This is a genomic window from Stenotrophomonas sp. YJH_SMC_19 (assembly GCF_059367915.1).
The window spans coordinates 167022-183215 of record NZ_JCAFRI010000007.1; the positions used below are offsets into that span (position 1 = coordinate 167022).

Sequence of the window (16194 nt, forward strand, 5' to 3'; positions counted from 1 at the left end):
GACCAACGGTCGGCACCCACCAGAGGCAGAGGAGTGCCAACCAGGGGTCGGCACCCGCCATCAATCAGTTACGCAGCGGCTTGCCGGTCTTCAGCATGTGCGCGATGCGGGCCTGGGTCTTTTCCTGCTGGGCCAGTTCGACGAAGTGCTTGCGCTCCAGGGTCAGCAGCCACTCTTCGTCCACCAGGGTGCCGCGGTCGACCTTGCCACCGCACAGCACGGTGGCGATGCGTTCGGCGATCTCGTAGTCGTACGGGCTGATGAAACGGCCTTCCAGCATGTTGACCAGCATCATCTTGAAGGTGGCGATGCCCACGTCACCGGCCACCTGGATGCGGCGTGCCGGCAGCGGCGGACGGTAGCCCGCTTCGGCCAGTGCACGGGCTTCGGCCTTGGCGATGTGCAGGGCCTCGTAGCTGTTGAACACCACCTTGTCGGTACTGCGCAGCAGGCCCAGTTCCTTGGCGTTGACCGCCGAGTTGGACACCTTGGCCATCGCCACGGTCTCGAAGGTCTTCTTCAGTTCGGCGAACACGTCGCCACCCGGGCCCGCGGCCTGCGAGGCACGCACGGCCAGTTCCTTCAGGCCGCCACCGGCCGGCAGCAGGCCGACACCGGCCTCGACCAGGCCGATGTAGCTTTCCAGGAAGGCCACGGTCTTGGCGCTGTGCATCTGGAACTCGCAGCCGCCGCCCAGGGCCAGGCCACGCACCGCTGCCACCACCGGCACCAGCGAGTACTTGATGCGCTGGCTGGTGCGCTGGAAGTTGGCGACCATTTCCTCGAACTGGTCGACCTTGCCGGCCTGCAGCAGGCCCAGTGCACCGGCCAGGTCGGCACCGGCGGAGAAGGGTTCCTTCTGCTGCCAGATCACCAGGCCCTGGAAGTCCTTCTCGGCGCGGCTCACGCATTCCTGCAGGCCGTCCAGCACCTGGTCGGACACGGTGTTCATCTTGGTCTTGAAGCTGACCACGGCGATGCCATCACCGTCGTGCCACATGCGCAGGCCGTCGTTCTCGAACACGGTCTCGCCCGGCGCGAACTTCTCGCCCAGCAGCGGATCCGGGAAACGCTGGCGCTGGTACACCGGCAGCGACGAGCGCGGCAGCTTGGCGTTGCGCGACGGGCTGTAGCTGCCCTCGGCGGCGTGCACGCCGTCGCGGCCGTCGAAGACCCAATCCGGCAGCGGGGCATTACTCATGCTCTTGCCGGCGACGATGTCATCGGCGATCCACTGCGCCACCTGCTTCCAGCCGGCGGCCTGCCAGGTTTCGAACGGGCCCAGCGACCAGCCGTAGCCCCAGCGGATGGCCAGGTCGACATCGCGCGCGGTCTCGGCAATGTCGGCCAGGTGGTAGGCGCTGTAGTGGAACAGGTCGCGGAAGGTCGCCCACAGGAACTGCGCCTGCGGGTGCTGGCTCTCGCGCAGCTTGGCGAACTTCTCGGCCGGGTTCTTGATCTTCAGGATCTCGACCACTTCCGGGGCGGCAGTGCGGTCGGCCGGGCGGTAGTCCTGCTTCTCCAGATCCAGTACCACGATGTCCTTGCCGACCTTGCGGAAGATGCCGGCGCCGGTCTTCTGGCCCAGCGCGCCCTTGGAAATCAGCGCGTCCAGCCACTTCGGCGACTTGAAGAATTCATGCCACGGGTCATTCGGCAGGGTGTCGCCCATGGTCTTGATGACGTGGGCCATGGTGTCCAGGCCGACCACGTCGGAGGTGCGGTAGGTGGCCGACTTCGGGCGGCCGACCAGCGGGCCGGTCAGGCCGTCCACTTCATCGAAGCCCAGGCCGAACTGCTGGGTGTGGTGGATGGTGGACAGGATCGAGAACACGCCGATGCGGTTGCCGATGAAGTTCGGGGTGTCCTTGGCGTACACCACGCCCTTGCCCAGGGTGGTGACCAGGAATGCTTCCAGGCCTTCCAGCACGGCGGCATCGGTGGTGGTGGCCGGGATCAGCTCGGCCAGGTGCATGTAGCGCGGCGGGTTGAAGAAGTGCACGCCGCAGAAGCGGTGGCGCAGCTGCTCGGGCAGCACGTCGGCCAGCTTGTTGATGCCCAGGCCCGAGGTGTTGGAGGCCAGCACCGCGTGGTCGGCCACGAACGGGGCGATCTTCTTGTACAGGTCCTGCTTCCAGTCCATGCGCTCGGCGATGGCCTCGATGATCAGGTCGCAGTCCTTCAGCTGCTCCAGGCCGGACTCGTAGTTGGCCGGGGTGATGGCTTCGGCCAGCGACTTGCTGGCCAGCGGCGCCGGGCTCAGCTTGCCCAGGTTGGCGATCGCCTTCAGCACGATGCCATCGGCCGGACCATCCTTGGCAGGCAGGTCGAACAGCACGGTGTCGACGCCAGCGTTGGTGAGGTGGGCGGCGATCTGGGCACCCATGACGCCGGCACCCAGCACGGCGGCGCGGCGGACTAGCAGGGAATTGGACATGGTGTAGGGCCTTTGTTGGTCAGCAGTTACTGGGTGGAATCAAAGGGAAGCGGGCAGGGCGCTGGCGCGTGCGGCGGCGCGGAACCCGGCTTCGGCGAAATGGATCAGTTCGTGGGCGGCATGGGCACGATGCGCCGCTTCGGTGACACCGGCGGGACGCTTGATCAGCCCGAAGTCGGCCATCGCATAGGTCAGCGAGCCGGACAGGAAGTCGAGGCGCCAGTACAGCTCCTCCTTGCTCAGGTCCGGCACGCACTCGCCGATGGCCTTGCCGAACGCACGCAGCACGTGGCCGTAGTGGTCGGACAGGAACTTGCGCAGGTTGTCGTTCTTCTCGGCGTAGGCGCGGGCGATCACGCGCACGAAGGCGCCGCCGTTCTGGCGGTCCTGGGCCAGCGCCAGGGCCGGCTCGACGAAGGCAGCCAGCACCGGGCGCAGTTCACCCGGGTGCTCGGCGCGGGCGCGCTCAAGCTGCGACAGGCGGGCACCGGTCATCTCGTCCATGCGGCGGCGGAACACCTCGTTGACCAGGTTTTCCTTGGAGCCGAAGTGGTAGTTGACCGCGGCGATGTTGACGTCGGCCTGGCTGGTCACCTGGCGCAGCGAGGTGCCGGCGAAGCCGTGCTGGGCGAACAGCTCCTCGGCCGCGCCGAGGATCCGGTCCTTGGTCGAGAAGTGGGCGGGCTTGGCCATCGGTGGGCGGACCTTAATCAAACGATTGTTTGATACTAGGACCAGACGGTACCGTATGGCATTTTGCAGTGCAGCAAAATCGGCCGATCCGGTCAGATTTCACTCAGGTGGGTGAATGGGGTAGTGCCGGCCGCTGGCCGGCAGCCCCGAGGTTGAATGGCGCCCAATGCCGGCCAGCGGCCGGCACTACCATGCCGCCGCTTTATCTTTTACAATTCGCCTACGTTTATCAGGCTAAGCCCGCGTCCCGACGCGGGTTTTTTTCATGTTACCCTTCGGGCCATCAGCGGCCCGATTCCATTGGAGACATCCCATGGCGCTGGAGCGCACCCTTTCGATCATCAAGCCGGACGCCGTTGCCAAGAACGTCATCGGCGAAATCTACGCCCGCTTCGAGAAGGCCGGCCTGAAGGTCGTGGCCGCCAAGTACAAGCAGCTGTCGCGTCGTGAAGCCGAAGGCTTCTACGCCGTGCACCGCGAGCGTCCGTTCTTCAACGCGCTGGTCGAGTTCATGATCTCCGGCCCGGTGATGATCCAGGCCCTGGAAGGCGAGAACGCCGTCCTGGCCCACCGCGACCTGCTGGGCGCCACCAACCCGAAGGAAGCCGCGCCGGGCACCATCCGCGCCGACTTCGCCGAATCCATCGATGCCAACGCCGCCCACGGCTCGGACTCGGTCGAGAATGCCGCGATTGAGATCGCCTACTTCTTCGCCGCCACCGAAGTCGTTTCGCGCTGAGAGTAATGCCGTGAACGAGGTCGTACAGTCCCCCGCCATCCAGCCGCTGCCGAAGTCGGCACCCACGGCTGGCAAGCAGAACCTGCTCGACCTCGATCGCGCGGGCCTGGAGAAGTTCTTCGTCGAGGTTCTCGGCGAAAAGAAGTTCCGTGCCCATCAGGTGATGAAGTGGATCCACCATCGCTACGTCACCGACTTCGATGAAATGACCGACCTCGGCAAGGTCCTGCGCGCCAAGCTGCAGGCCCATGCCGAGGTGCTGGTTCCCAACATCGTGTTCGACAAGCCCTCCGCCGACGGCACCCACAAGTGGCTGCTGGCGATGGGCGTGGATGGCAAGAACGCCATCGAGACCGTGTACATCCCGGACAAGACCCGCGGCACGCTGTGCGTGTCTTCGCAGGTCGGTTGCGGCCTGAACTGCACGTTCTGCTCCACTGCTACCCAGGGCTTCAACCGCAATCTGACCACCGCCGAGATCATCGGCCAGGTGTGGGTTGCCGCGCGCCACCTGGGCAACGTCCCGCACCAGATGCGCCGCCTCACCAACGTGGTGATGATGGGCATGGGCGAGCCGCTGATGAATTTCGACAACGTCGTGCGCGCCATGAGCGTGATGCGCGACGACCTGGGCTACGGCCTGGCCAACAAGCGCGTGACCCTGTCGACCTCCGGCCTGGTGCCGCAGATCGACCGCCTGTCTGCCGAAAGCGACGTGTCGCTGGCGGTGTCGCTGCATGCGCCGAACGACGCGCTGCGCGAGACCCTGGTGCCGCTCAACAAGAAGTACCCGATCGCCGAGCTGATGGCCTCGTGCGCACGCTACCTGCGCGCCAACAAGCGCCGCGAATCGGTCACCTTCGAATACACCCTGATGAAGGGCATCAACGACAAGCCCGAGCATGCCCGCGAGCTGGCCCGCCTGATGCGCCAGTTCGATAACGCGGTGCAGGCCAAGGATTCGGGCAAGGTCAACCTGATTCCGTTCAACCCGTTCCCGGGTACCCGCTACGAGCGTTCGGAAGAGGCGCACATCCGCGCCTTCCAGAAGATCCTGCTCGACAGCAACGTGCTGACCATGGTCCGCCGTACCCGTGGCGACGACATCGACGCCGCCTGTGGCCAGCTCAAGGGCCAGGTGATGGACCGCACCCGCCGCCAGGCGGAGTTCAACAAGACGCTGCAGGCGGGGAAGGGGAGCGATGCCGCGGCCTGACCGCCTCTGGCTGGTTCTGCTCGCAGGCACGCTGGCCTTCGCGGTCGGCGGCTGCAAATCCCATCCCAAGGCCAAGCTTGGCCCGAGCGAGGCGCCGGTCTACTCCGTCCGTGATCCGGAAGGGGTGCGGCAGCAGGTGCGCTGGCAGGAGTTGCTGACCCTGGCCGGCCGCGACATCCAGGGCGGCAATCTCGATGCTGCCGAGCGCAAGGCGCGCGAAGCCCAGAAGCTGGTGCCGACGGCCCCCGACGGCCTGGTCCTGCTTGCGGGCATCGACGAGCGTCGCGGTCGCAGCCAGCAGGCCGGCGAGAACTTCCGCAAGGCTGCCGAGCTGGCGCCGCAGCGCGGCGACGTGCTCAACAACTACGGTGCCTGGCTCTGCCAGCAGGGCCAGACGGCCGAATCGCTGATCTGGTTCGATCGTGCCCAGCGGGCGCCGGGCAATCCCGCCGTGGCCGAAGCACAGGCCAACGCCGGTAGCTGTGCGCTGGATGCAGGCCAGTTCGAGCGTGCCGAGCGCGACCTGCGCGCGGCGCTGTCGGCGCTGCCGGGAAACCCGGTCGCGCTGGAGGCCATGGCCCAGCTCAGCTTCCGCCAGGGCCGCTACATGGAGGCCCGGGCCTTCGCCGAACGTAGGATTGCGGCTGCACCCGCAACGCGTTCCGTGTTACAACTTGCGTCTCAAATCGAAGCGCGGCTGGGTGATCGGGCGGCATCTGACCGCTATCTTCAGCGCATTCGACAGGAATTTCCGCAGGAAGCGGGCTCCTAACTCCAGGGTTGATGCATTGTGATTGATGACCAGACTGTGAGCGCTCTCGAGACTGCGGCCGGCTGCGGCACCCGCCTGCGCCAGGCCCGTGAAGCGGCCGGACTGACCCTTGAGGATGTCGGCTCGCGCCTGCGCATGCCGGTCCAGGTGGTCAGGTCGCTGGAGGAAGAGCAGTGGCAGAAGCTGGGCGCGCCGGTCTTCGTGCGCGGCCAGTTGCGCAGCTACGCGCGCCTGCTCGACGTCGATGTGAGCCAGCTGCTGGAGCAGGCCCAGGTGGGTCCGGTCGTGCCGCCCACTCTGGTCAGCCATACCCATACCCCGCGTGCGCGCCGCATTGCCGAGAATCTCGGCCGGCGCGTGCTGTACGTCGGCATCACCGCCGTGCTGGCCGTGCCGGTGTGGTTCGCCACCCGCGGCCATTTCGATGGCAGCGCCACGCCGTCGCCGAACACGGCCTCGCTGGACGCGATCCCGGCCGCTGTGCCGGTAGCTCCGTCCGCTGCGGGTGTCGAGCCGGCAGCCCCGGCTGAAGTCGCGAGCGCCCCGGCCAGCAAGCCGGCCGCAACCCCGTATGTCGCTTCGCTGTCCCCGGTGCCGCGTTCGGCACCCGCTGCGCCCGCAGCCGCCAATACGCTGGAGATGCAGTTCAGCGGCGACAGCTGGGTCGATATCGGTGGTCCGGACGGCGCCACGGTCGAAAAGGCGCTGATCAAGTCCGGCGAGAGCCGCAGCTTCACGCCGGGCCAGGTGACCCGGGTGACCCTGGGCAACGCCTCGGCGGTCCAGGTTCAGCAGAACGGCGCTATCGTCGATCTGACCCCCTACCAGCGAGCCAACGTGGCACGCTTTCAGGTATCCTCTGAAGGCTCCGTAGTCCCGGTTTCGCACTGAGGCGCGGTTTCACCACCTTCGATTAAACCCAATGGTCCCTCCCGATGGGCGGGGCGAGAGTACGCATGGCGATCGACGATCTGCTCGACGAGCACGAACAAAGTGAACGCGTCCGCAGCTGGCTGCGGAAGAATGGCGCCAGCATCCTCGGTGGCGTAGCCATCGCGATCGGTGCCATTGCCGGCTGGCAGTGGTACCAGAAGGATCAGGGCGGCAAGCTGGCCTCGGCCAACGTGGAATACCAGAAGGCCCTGGTCGGTCTTCAGCAGAACAAGCTCGACGACGCTGCCAAGGCAGTGAAGGCGCTCGAAGCGGGCCCGTCCAGCATCTATGGCGACCTCGCGGCGCTGCAGCTGGCCAAGGCCCAGGTCGACGCCGGCAAGAACGAAGAAGCGCTGGCCACCCTGCGCGCCGTGAAGGTCGAAAGCGACCTGCAGCGCGTGGTCGACCAGCGTGTGGCCCGCCTGCTGGTGGCCACCGGCAAGAGCGACGAGGCGATCAAGCTGCTGGGCAGCGCCACCGACAGCAGCAGCCTGGAAATCCATGGCGATGCGCTGATGGCGCAGGGCAAGCGCGATGACGCCCGCGCACAGTACGAGAAGGCGCTGAAGTCGCTGGACGTGGCAGCGCCGCAGCGGCGCCTGCTGGAAACCAAGGTTATGGATGCCGGCGGCACGGTCGCCGCCCCTGCGGAGTCGGTTTGATGAGTCAGAAGGTCATGATCACCCGCGTCGCCACCGTGCTCCTGATGGGCATGGCCCTGACCGGCTGCAGCACCATGAAGGGCTGGTTCGCCGGCAAGGACGCGGCAGCGAAGAAGGCCCAGGAGCCGGCTGAGCTGGTCAAGTTCGAGCCGAGCGTCAAGGTCAACAAGGCCTGGTCGGTCAACCTCGGCAAGGGCGAGCGCCGCATCGGCGTGCGCCAGGGCCCGGCCGTTGCCAATGGCCACGTGTTCGCTGCGGCGATCACCGGCGGCGTGCACGCCATCGACCTGCAGACCGGCAAGAAGGTCTGGACCTGGGAGCCGCAGAAGGAAAAGAAGAAGCCGAAGCTGCGCCTGTCCGGCGGCCCGGGTGTCGGTGAGAACCTGGTCGTGATCGGCACGCTCGATGGCCAGGTCATCGCCCTGGACATCAATGACGGCAGCGAGAAGTGGCGCGCCCGTGTTCCGGGTGAAGTCATTGCCGCGCCGGCCGTGGCCCAGGGCCTGGTGTTCGTGCGCAGCAATGACGGCCGCGTCACCGCGTTCGATGCCGGCAATGGCACCCAGAAGTGGTTCAACCCGAGCGAACTGCCGGCGCTGACCGTGCGCGGCAACGCACCGGTGGTCACCGGTCCGGGCGTGCTGTTCATCGGCAAGGACGAAGGCGCGGTTGCCGCGCTGGCCATGCAGGATGGGCGTACCCTGTGGGAACAGAACCTTGGCAACGGCGAAGGCCGTACCGAGCTGGACCGCATGGCCGATGTCGACGGTGCTCCGGTGCTGGAGGGCAACACCCTCTTCGTGAGCAGCTTCAAGAACCAGACCATGGCCATCGAAGGCCCGACCGGTCGCCCGCTGTGGGCGCGCGACCATGGCGGTGCAGGTGGCGTGGCGGTGTCGTCGGGCAATGTGTTCGTCACCGACAACAAGGGTGGCGTGTTCGGCCTGGACAAGGCGACCGGCGCTGCCATGTGGTCGCAGACCGAGCTGGCGCGTCGTTCGCTGACCGGCCCGGCGCTGCACGGTGATTACGTGGTCGTCGGCGACTACAAGGGATACGTGCACTGGTTGAAGACCTCCGATGGTGCGATGGCGGCACGGGCGAAGAGCGGCGGTGACGCCCTGCTGGCCCAGCCGGTCGTCGTCGACGGGGTGCTGCTGGTGCAGAACGTGGATGGCAAGCTGACCGCCTTCCGGTTGGCAAATTAAAAATTGGAGTAATCGCGATGCTGCCTTTGGTCGCCCTGGTTGGACGGCCGAATGTCGGCAAGTCGACTATTTTCAATGCGCTTACGCGCACCCGCGACGCGCTGGTCCATGACCAGCCCGGCGTCACCCGTGACCGCAACTACGGCGTCTGCCGCCTCGACGAGGACAACCATTTCCTCGTCGTGGATACCGGCGGTATTGCCGGGGAAGACGAAGGCCTGGCGGGTGCCACCACGCGCCAGGCCCGGGCTGCGGCGGCCGAAGCCGATCTGATCCTGTTCGTCGTCGACGCCCGCGAGGGCACCTCGGCGCTGGACGACGAGATCCTGGCCTGGCTGCGCAAGCTGTCGCGCCCGACGCTGCTGCTGATCAACAAGATCGACGGCACCGACGAGGACAGCGTGCGTTCGGAATTCGCCCGTTACGGCTTCGGCGAGATGCTGACCGTCTCGGCCGCGCATCGCCAGGGCCTGGACGACCTGCTGGACGAAGTGATCCAGCGCCTGCCGGAAGAAGGCAGCGGCGAAGAGCTGGACAACGATCCGAACCGTATCCGCATCGCCTTCGTCGGACGTCCGAACGTGGGCAAGTCGACCCTGGTCAACCGCATCCTCGGCGAGGAGCGCATGATCGCCTCCGACGTGCCGGGCACCACCCGCGACTCGATCGCGGTGGACCTGGAGCGCGACGGCCGTGAGTACCGCCTGATCGACACCGCCGGCCTGCGCCGCCGTTCGCGCGTGGACGAGGTCGTCGAGAAGTTCTCGGTGGTCAAGACCATGCAGTCGATCGAGCAGTGCCAGGTCGCCGTGCTGATGCTGGACGCCACCGAAGGCGTGACCGACCAGGACGCCACCGTGCTCGGTGCCGTGCTCGACGCCGGCCGCGCGCTGGTGATCGCCATCAACAAGTGGGATGGCCTGACCGAGTACCAGCGCGAACAGGCTGAAACCATGCTGTCGCTGAAGCTGGGCTTCGTGCCGTGGGCCGAATCGGTGCGCATTTCGGCCAAGCACGGCTCGGGCCTGCGCGAGCTGTTCCGTGCGGTGCACCGCGCGCACGAATCGGCGAACAAGACCTTCACCACCAGCGAAGTGAACAAGGCGCTGGAAGTGGCGTACGAGACCAATCCGCCGCCGACCATCCGCGGCCACGTCTCCAAGCTGCGCTACGTGCACCCGGCCGGCGCAAACCCGCCGACCTTCATCGTGCACGGTACGCGCCTGAAGGAACTGCAGGAGTCGTACAAGCGCTACCTGGAGAACTTCTTCCGCAAGCGCTTCAAGCTGATCGGTACGCCGGTGAGCTTCATCTTCCGCGAGGGCACCAACCCGTACGAGGGCAAGAAGAACGTCCTCACCGAGCGGCAGGTCAAGGCCAAGCGGCGCTTGATGAAGCACGTCAAGGGCAAGTGATTCACGGGAAGGCGGCCGCAGGGCCGCCTTTCTTGTCTGTGGTAGTGCCGGCCGCTGGCCGGCAACCCGATGATGCCTGGCGTGTTCACGAGGTTGCCGGCCAGCGGCCGGTACTACCCCTACGTCTACAGTCCTCGATCATGGCGAACTGTTGCGACGAGCGCGGCAATGCGGCAATGCGCATGGGGCGCTGCGGGGCGCGGCCATCATCGATTCGGGCAGCTGCGCCTGCCCCGTGAGGCTTGCCCAGACCAGGGTGGTACCCAGTACCCCTGCCAGGTACGCCACCGACACCGCGCCGATCACCAGGCCCGCAGCATGCTCCAGCCACGGAAGCAATCGGCAACACCGCTGTGCCCAGCGCGGATGGCTGCCGAGCCACGCGATCAGCAGGCCGAGCGACAGCGCGACGGCGCCCAGGCAGGCCACGTAAGCGGCCTTTGTATCCATGTCGGCAACGAGGCCGCTGACCAGGGCTGCAACCGCGAACTGCAGCGTCCAGTTGTTGATGCTGGCGAGCGCCAACAGGCATCCAGCCTCGGCGTGCGGCCAACGGGAGCGGGCCTTCAGGCCCCGGGGCATCTGCAGGGAAAGCGGAGAGAGGGAGGTCAGCCCGGCGTCGCGCAGGCACATGCCCGCCAGGCGCAGCAGCAGCAGGCAGCCCGCGCACTGCATCGCCAGCGTCCACAGGCCGCGGTTTCCCAGCATGCCCGCCGCAACGAAGGCCGTGGCGCAGATGATGCCCGTACCGATGGCGATACCGAACGATGCGGCCATGGCGGCGTGCCCGCCCGCGCCCATCGCGGTGCGCAGGATCTTCGCGTGATTCGACGCAGGCAGGAGCAGGGCGAAGCCGTACAGCACCGCGACGATGAAGAACTGCTGCACGAAAACCTGCCACCAAACTACAGAAAGTGCCGAGTGTGGGCTGCGCTGGACGCGCCGTATTGAACGCTATTGCGACAGGCGCGAATTACCGGCATCAGCCCAGCCACAGCGACACGGCGATCCATAGCGCCAGCGCAATCATCAGGAGCCCTGCGGCCCGTTCCAGCCAGGGCAGGGCACGCGCGAATCGACCCAGCACCCACGGGTGGCCAACCAGCGCGGCAACCAGCAGATCCCATAGCAGGACGATGCCGAACATCCACGCGCCATAGAAGAACTTCGTTGCGGCGCTGGCCTGCGGACCGTTGAGCATTGCCGCCAGCGTTGCGTAGAACAGCGCATTCTTCGGGTTCAGCAGCGCAGACAGGGCGCCCAGCCCGGCCGCCCTCCACCATCCGTGGGCACCACCCGCTCGCGATCCGTCGGCAGCTTCAGGTGCCTGCAACGTCGTCGAACCCGCATGGCGCAGGAACAGCGTGCCGAGGTACAGCAGGAACCCGCAGCCCGCCAACTGCACCGCAATGAACCCTGCGCTGCCTGGGCGCAGCGTGGCCGTTCCGGTGAAAGCGGCCACGATGAAGACGCCATTGCCGACGGCGATGCCTGCGCAGGCACCACTGGCAGTGCGCCATCCCGAGGTGATCGCGGTGCGTGCAACGAGGAAGAAGTCGGGGCCGGGTGAGAGCAGGGCGAGAAAATGTACGGTGGCGATGACCAGGAACTGTTCCATCGGGTCCGGCGGCGGCTGGCTGGGGCGCCAGTCTGGGGATGCGCCGCGCGACGGTATTGAACGTTATTGCAGGCTCAGCGCCGGTACTGGCCCGGGGTCGCACCGGCGTGGGCCTTGAAGACCCGCTGGAAATGGCTCTGGTCGGCAAAACCCAGCGCATGCGCGACCACGGCCAGTGCCTGCCCTTCGCACAGCCGCCGGCGGGCCTCTTGGATGCGCTGGTCGATCTGCCAGGCGTGCGGTGTCAGGCCCGTGGCGCGTCGGAAGGCGCGGATCAGCTGGTAGCGGCTCATGCCTGCCAGCGATGCCAGCTCCTGCAGGGCCGGGGTGTGTTCGAGCCGCTGGCGCAGAACGTCCATCACCGGCTGCAAGCGCTGCTGTAACGCGGCATCTTCAAGCGGGCCGGCGACGGCAACACCATCGTGTTCATCCAGATCGCCGACGAACGCGATCAGGGCCGCTTCCTTGACGCTGACCGGATCGTCGGAGAACAGCGTCTCGTTGAGCTGGCAGTACTGCTGGTAGCGCGGGCGATGGTTGGAAATCCGGATCGGTTCCTGCTGCCAGTCGGGTTCGGGCAGGTCGTCATACTCGGCGCGGACCTCGGCCATCCAGCGCGGGTCCAGATGCAGCATCTGGTAGCTCCAGACCTGGCCGGGCAGGGGGTTGCAGGCGTGCACGCGGCCTGCGGGCACGCCGACCAGACTGCCGGGCTGCAGCAGACGCGGCCCTTTCGCGGCGCCGGTGAACAGGCTGCTGCCGGCGTCGACGGCGCCGATCGAGAAGGTGTCATGGCTGTGCGGGCGATGGCAGGCGCGGCTGTCGCACGCCCGTCGGCTTTCGACGAAGGGCATGCGCGGGTCACGCCAGAATTCGGTGGCAGAGCGCATGCAGCGGTTCCGGGATGCAGGGGCAACGCCCGCATGGTGCCATGTTCGGGGCAGGGCGCGCCGAGGGTGTCTGCGCGATAATGCGGCCATGAGCATCCAAGAGCTTTCCCCCGCGCAGGCACGCGAGCGCCTGGCCCATGGCGCGGTGCTGATCGATGTGCGCGAGGCGCACGAGCGGGCCGGCGGGATGGCCGAGGGCGCGCGCGGCGTGGCCAAGGGCGAACTGCAGGCCGACCCGGCCGCACACCTGCCGCGGCACGACCAGGAGATCCTGCTGATCTGCCAGAGCGGCAAGCGCTCGGCCGATGCCGCGCAGTTCCTGCTGCAGGCCGGCTACACAAACGTCGCTTCCGTGACGGGCGGTACCGTGGCCTGGCGCGAGCAGTCGCTGCCGCTGGTGCAGCCGCTGGCCAGCGCCGCCGACCGCGACTTCTACGACCGCTATTCGCGCCACCTGCTGCTGCCGCAGGTGGGCGAGGCCGGCCAGCGCCGGCTGCAGCAGTCGCGCGTGCTGGTGCTGGGCGCGGGTGGGCTGGGCGCACCGGCTGGGTTCTATCTGGCCGCGGCCGGGGTGGGGTACCTGCGCTTCGCCGACCATGACCGCGTCGAGCGCAGCAACCTGCATCGGCAGATCGTGCATACCGAAGCCAGCGTCGGCCAGCTCAAGGTCGATTCGGCGCGCGAGCGGCTGCTGGCGCTGAACCCGTCGATCGAGGTGGAGGCCGTGCCGGAGCGGGTCACCTCCGAGAACGTGGATGCGCTGTTGGACGGCGTGGACGTGGTGCTGGATGGCTCGGACAACTTTCCGCTGCGCTACCTGCTCAACGACGCCTGCATCAAGCACGCGATACCGATGGTGTACGCCGCCATCGAGCGCTTCGATGGCCAGGTAAGCGTGTTTGACGCCGGCCGCCAGCGTGGCGTGGCGCCGTGCTACCGCTGCCTGTTCCCCGAGCCGCCGCCGCCGGAGTTCGCGCCGAACTGCTCCGAGGCCGGTGTGCTGGGCGTGCTGCCCGGGCTGGCTGGTGTGCTGCAGGCCACCGAAGTGCTGAAGTTGCTGCTGGGCATCGGCGAGCCGCTGGTCGGCCGCCTGCTGCGCTTCGACGCGCTGGGCATGCGCTTCCGCGAGACCGGCATCCGGCCGGACCCGCACTGCCCGGTGTGCGCGCCGGACGTGCCATTCCCAGGGTATATCGATTACGCCGCGTTCTGCCGGGGTGGGTGAGGCTGGCCGGGGAATGCCTTGGTAGATGCCGACCTTGGTCGGCGTTTTCGTGCCAACCAAGGTTGGCACCTACCGAAGCGGGTGCATGGTGGCACCCACCGACGCGAATGCATGGTTTCGGGATGATGCCGGGGGTCACTACCTGCATCGTTCCACCTCCAAGACAATCCGGCGCAACATGCGTGCTATTGCCGTCATCGGCATTGCTCTATTGTTGAACCCGATTCTGGATCTTGGGGAACACACCGCATGGCGGTAGAAGCAGCGACCAGCGAGCTGGTCAAAGTCGTCGCCCTGTTGGGCGCGGCGGTGGTGATGGTGCCCCTGTTCCGCCGGGCCGGCCTGGGCTCGGTGCTGGGCTACTTCGCCGCTGGCCTGGCGATCGGACCGTTCGGGCTGGGCTGGTTCTCAGACCCGCAGGCGATCCTGCATACCGCCGAGCTCGGCGTGGTGATGTTCCTGTTCGTGATCGGCCTGGAAATGCGGCCCTCGCATCTGTGGAGCCTCCGCAAGGAAATCTTCGGGCTGGGCACGCTGCAGATCGTCACCTGTGCGGTGGTGCTGACCAGCATCGCCAAACTGTTCGGCCTGCCGTGGCAGGTGGCCTTCATCGGCGCCACCGGCTTCGTGCTGACCTCCACTGCGGTGGTGATGCAGCTGCTGGCCGAGCGCGGTGACATCGCGCTGCCGTCGGGGCAGAAGATCGTCTCCATCCTGCTGTTCGAAGACCTGCTGATCGTGCCGTTGCTGGCGCTGGTGGCCTGGATGGGCCCGAGCGCGGGTAGCGCCGATGGCGAGGGGTCGCGCTGGCTATCGGTGGCGATCGGTGTGGGTGCCATCGTCGGCCTGGTGCTGGTCGGCCGCTTCCTGCTCAACCCACTGTTCCGCGTGCTGGCCGAATCGAAGGCGCGCGAGGTGATGACCGCCGCCGCGCTGCTGGTGGTGCTGGGTGCGGCGTTGCTGATGCAGCTGTCCGGCCTGTCGATGGCGATGGGCGCGTTCCTGGCCGGCGTGCTGCTGAGCGAATCGACCTTCCGCCACCAGATCGAAGCGGACATCGAACCGTTCCGCGGCATCCTGCTCGGCCTGTTCTTCCTCAGCGTGGGCATGGCGCTGGACCTGGGCGTGGTGGCTGGCAACTGGCAGCTGATCCTCGGCCTGGTGCTGGCGTTGATGGCGGCCAAGGCGCTGTGCATCTACGTGGTCGCGCGCATCATGGGCAGCGACCACGCGCAGGCGCTGGATCGCGGCGTGCTGATGGCGCAGGGCGGCGAGTTTGCCTTCGTGCTGTTCTCTGCCGCCGCATCGGCCGGCGTGATCAATCTGGAGATCAATGCGAACTTCACCGCGGTGGTGGTGTTGTCGATGGCGTTGACCCCGCTGGTGGTGCTGGTCTACAAGCGCATCGCGCCGAAGCCGACGGTGAACATGGACGGCGTGGACGAGGCCGAGGGCCTGTCCGGCAGTGTGCTGCTGATCGGCTTCGGTCGCTTCGGCCAGGTCGCCAGCCAGTCGCTGCTGGCGCGCGACGTGGACGTCACCATCATCGACAACGATGTGGAGATGATCCAGAGCGCGGCGCGCTTCGGTTTCAAGATCTACTACGGCGACGGTACGCGACTGGACGTGCTGCATGCCTCGGGCGCGGCCACCGCACGTGCGATTGCGGTGTGCGTGGACAAGGCCGAGGCCGCCGACCGCATCGTTGAACTGGTGGCACACGAGTTCCCCCAGGCCAAGCTGATGGTGCGTTCGTTCGACCGCGAGCATTCGCTGCGGCTGATCCATGCCGGTGTCGATTTCCAGATCCGCGAGACGTTTGAATCGGCAGTGTTGTTCGGCCAGGCCGCGCTGGTGGAACTGGGTGCGGATGAAGACGATGCGGTGGAGATTGCCGAGCAGATTCGCCGCCGCGATGCCGAGCGCTTCGAGCTGGAGATTGCCGGTGGTGGTCTGAATGCCGGCGCCAAGATGGTGTTCGGCAATTCCGGCCAGGGCGTGCCGACGCCGACGCCGTTCACCGCGCCGAAGCGGGCGAGCAAGACGTTGAACCCGCAGGACGTGCCGGAAGAGGAAGAGTAAAACCCGGTCGTGCCGGCCGCTGGCCGGCAGATACGGAAACGTTCCGACGTCATGGGGTTGCCGGCCAGCGGCCGGCACTACCGGGTGGGGAATTGCCGAAGCCGGTGGTTGGTAGTGCCGGCCGCTGGCCGGCAGATACGGAATCGTTCCGACGTCATGAGGTTGCCGGCCAGCGGCCGGCACTACCCGTGTGGGGAATTGCCGAAGCCGGTGGTTGGTAGTGCCGGCCGCTGGCCGGCAGATACGGAATCGTTCCGACGTCATGAGGTTGCCGGCCAGCGGCCGGCACTACCCGGGTCGGGAA

The 16194-nt window shown here is 67.0% G+C and carries 14 protein-coding genes; 9 read left to right on the forward strand and 5 right to left on the reverse strand.

Features of this window, described 5'->3' with window-relative positions:
- Positions 1–64: 64 nt before the first annotated feature.
- Together AC5P5R_RS10335 and AC5P5R_RS10340 are read right to left on the reverse strand one after the other, a co-directional pair.
- On the reverse strand, positions 65–2437 hold the full coding sequence (locus tag AC5P5R_RS10335) for a 3-hydroxyacyl-CoA dehydrogenase/enoyl-CoA hydratase family protein (protein WP_099473009.1): 2373 nt from the start codon (positions 2435–2437) through the stop codon (positions 65–67).
- A 39-nt stretch (positions 2438–2476) separates the two neighbouring features.
- Entirely contained in the window at positions 2477–3130 is a 654-nt protein-coding gene (locus tag AC5P5R_RS10340; protein WP_164281764.1) for a TetR/AcrR family transcriptional regulator, read from the reverse strand.
- Positions 3131–3443: 313 nt separating this feature from the next.
- On the opposite strand from AC5P5R_RS10340, the gene ndk reads away from it, so the two are divergent.
- The 7 genes from ndk (at position 3444) to der (ending at position 10075) form a co-directional block, all read left to right on the forward strand.
- Positions 3444–3869 (forward strand): nucleoside-diphosphate kinase, encoded by a 426-nt coding sequence (gene ndk / locus AC5P5R_RS10345; protein WP_005409295.1) that lies wholly within the window; start codon positions 3444–3446, stop codon positions 3867–3869.
- Positions 3870–3879: 10 nt separating this feature from the next.
- Positions 3880–5085: a dual-specificity RNA methyltransferase RlmN gene (gene rlmN / locus AC5P5R_RS10350; protein ID WP_005409296.1), complete on the forward strand. Its 1206-nt coding sequence runs from the start codon at positions 3880–3882 to the stop codon at positions 5083–5085.
- Positions 5072–5857: a tetratricopeptide repeat protein gene (locus AC5P5R_RS10355; RefSeq protein ID WP_099473011.1), complete on the forward strand. Its 786-nt coding sequence runs from the start codon at positions 5072–5074 to the stop codon at positions 5855–5857. Before rlmN ends, AC5P5R_RS10355 begins: the two co-directional genes overlap by 14 nt.
- 18 nt (positions 5858–5875) lie before the next feature.
- Positions 5876–6748: a RodZ domain-containing protein gene (locus AC5P5R_RS10360; RefSeq protein ID WP_005409298.1), complete on the forward strand. Its 873-nt coding sequence runs from the start codon at positions 5876–5878 to the stop codon at positions 6746–6748.
- Between the two features lie 65 nt (positions 6749–6813).
- The gene (locus AC5P5R_RS10365; protein WP_005409299.1) at positions 6814–7452 is read left to right on the forward strand and encodes a YfgM family protein; all 639 of its coding nucleotides are present in this window, start codon (positions 6814–6816) and stop codon (positions 7450–7452) included.
- Positions 7452–8660: an outer membrane protein assembly factor BamB gene (bamB, locus tag AC5P5R_RS10370; RefSeq protein WP_005409300.1), complete on the forward strand. Its 1209-nt coding sequence runs from the start codon at positions 7452–7454 to the stop codon at positions 8658–8660. The genes AC5P5R_RS10365 and bamB overlap by 1 nt, the downstream gene beginning before the upstream one ends.
- 17 nt (positions 8661–8677) lie before the next feature.
- Positions 8678–10075: a ribosome biogenesis GTPase Der gene (der, locus tag AC5P5R_RS10375; RefSeq protein ID WP_012479950.1), complete on the forward strand. Its 1398-nt coding sequence runs from the start codon at positions 8678–8680 to the stop codon at positions 10073–10075.
- Positions 10076–10213: 138 nt separating this feature from the next.
- Here the strand turns inward: der and AC5P5R_RS10380 are convergent, their stop codons facing one another.
- The 3 genes from AC5P5R_RS10380 to AC5P5R_RS10390 form a co-directional block, all read right to left on the reverse strand.
- Positions 10214–10963, reverse strand: coding sequence for a hypothetical protein (locus tag AC5P5R_RS10380; RefSeq protein ID WP_049397573.1), 750 nt, complete (start codon positions 10961–10963; stop codon positions 10214–10216).
- Positions 10964–11057: 94 nt separating this feature from the next.
- A complete protein-coding gene (locus AC5P5R_RS10385; RefSeq protein ID WP_099473012.1) occupies positions 11058–11693 on the reverse strand; it encodes a LysE family translocator in 636 nt (211 codons plus the stop codon).
- 74 nt (positions 11694–11767) lie between these two features.
- Positions 11768–12583 (reverse strand): helix-turn-helix domain-containing protein, encoded by an 816-nt coding sequence (locus AC5P5R_RS10390; protein ID WP_024956137.1) that lies wholly within the window; start codon positions 12581–12583, stop codon positions 11768–11770.
- An 88-nt stretch (positions 12584–12671) separates the two neighbouring features.
- Between AC5P5R_RS10390 and moeB the strand changes: the two genes are divergently transcribed.
- Together moeB and AC5P5R_RS10400 are read left to right on the forward strand one after the other, a co-directional pair.
- Complete coding sequence (moeB, locus tag AC5P5R_RS10395) at positions 12672–13808, forward strand: molybdopterin-synthase adenylyltransferase MoeB (RefSeq protein ID WP_099475430.1); 1137 nt, start codon at positions 12672–12674, stop codon at positions 13806–13808.
- A 249-nt stretch (positions 13809–14057) separates the two neighbouring features.
- A complete protein-coding gene (locus AC5P5R_RS10400; protein WP_087803567.1) occupies positions 14058–15890 on the forward strand; it encodes a monovalent cation:proton antiporter-2 (CPA2) family protein in 1833 nt (610 codons plus the stop codon).
- The last annotated feature ends 304 nt before the right edge of the window (positions 15891–16194 follow it).

Bases quoted from the DNA above. Each gene is read 5' to 3' on its own strand.
- AC5P5R_RS10335 (WP_099473009.1), bottom strand. From the start codon at position 2,437: ATGTCCAATTCCCTGCTAGTCCGCCGCGCCGCCGTGCTGGGTGCCGGC.
- AC5P5R_RS10340 (WP_164281764.1), bottom strand. From the start codon at position 3,130: ATGGCCAAGCCCGCCCACTTCTCGACCAAGGACCGGATCCTCGGCGCG.
- ndk (WP_005409295.1), top strand. From the start codon at position 3,444: ATGGCGCTGGAGCGCACCCTTTCGATCATCAAGCCGGACGCCGTTGCC.
- AC5P5R_RS10355 (WP_099473011.1), top strand. From the start codon at position 5,072: ATGCCGCGGCCTGACCGCCTCTGGCTGGTTCTGCTCGCAGGCACGCTG.
- AC5P5R_RS10365 (WP_005409299.1), top strand. From the start codon at position 6,814: ATGGCGATCGACGATCTGCTCGACGAGCACGAACAAAGTGAACGCGTC.
- bamB (WP_005409300.1), top strand. From the start codon at position 7,452: ATGAGTCAGAAGGTCATGATCACCCGCGTCGCCACCGTGCTCCTGATG.
- der (WP_012479950.1), top strand. From the start codon at position 8,678: ATGCTGCCTTTGGTCGCCCTGGTTGGACGGCCGAATGTCGGCAAGTCG.
- AC5P5R_RS10385 (WP_099473012.1), bottom strand. From the start codon at position 11,693: ATGGAACAGTTCCTGGTCATCGCCACCGTACATTTTCTCGCCCTGCTC.
- AC5P5R_RS10390 (WP_024956137.1), bottom strand. From the start codon at position 12,583: ATGCGCTCTGCCACCGAATTCTGGCGTGACCCGCGCATGCCCTTCGTC.
- moeB (WP_099475430.1), top strand. From the start codon at position 12,672: ATGAGCATCCAAGAGCTTTCCCCCGCGCAGGCACGCGAGCGCCTGGCC.
- AC5P5R_RS10400 (WP_087803567.1), top strand. From the start codon at position 14,058: ATGGCGGTAGAAGCAGCGACCAGCGAGCTGGTCAAAGTCGTCGCCCTG.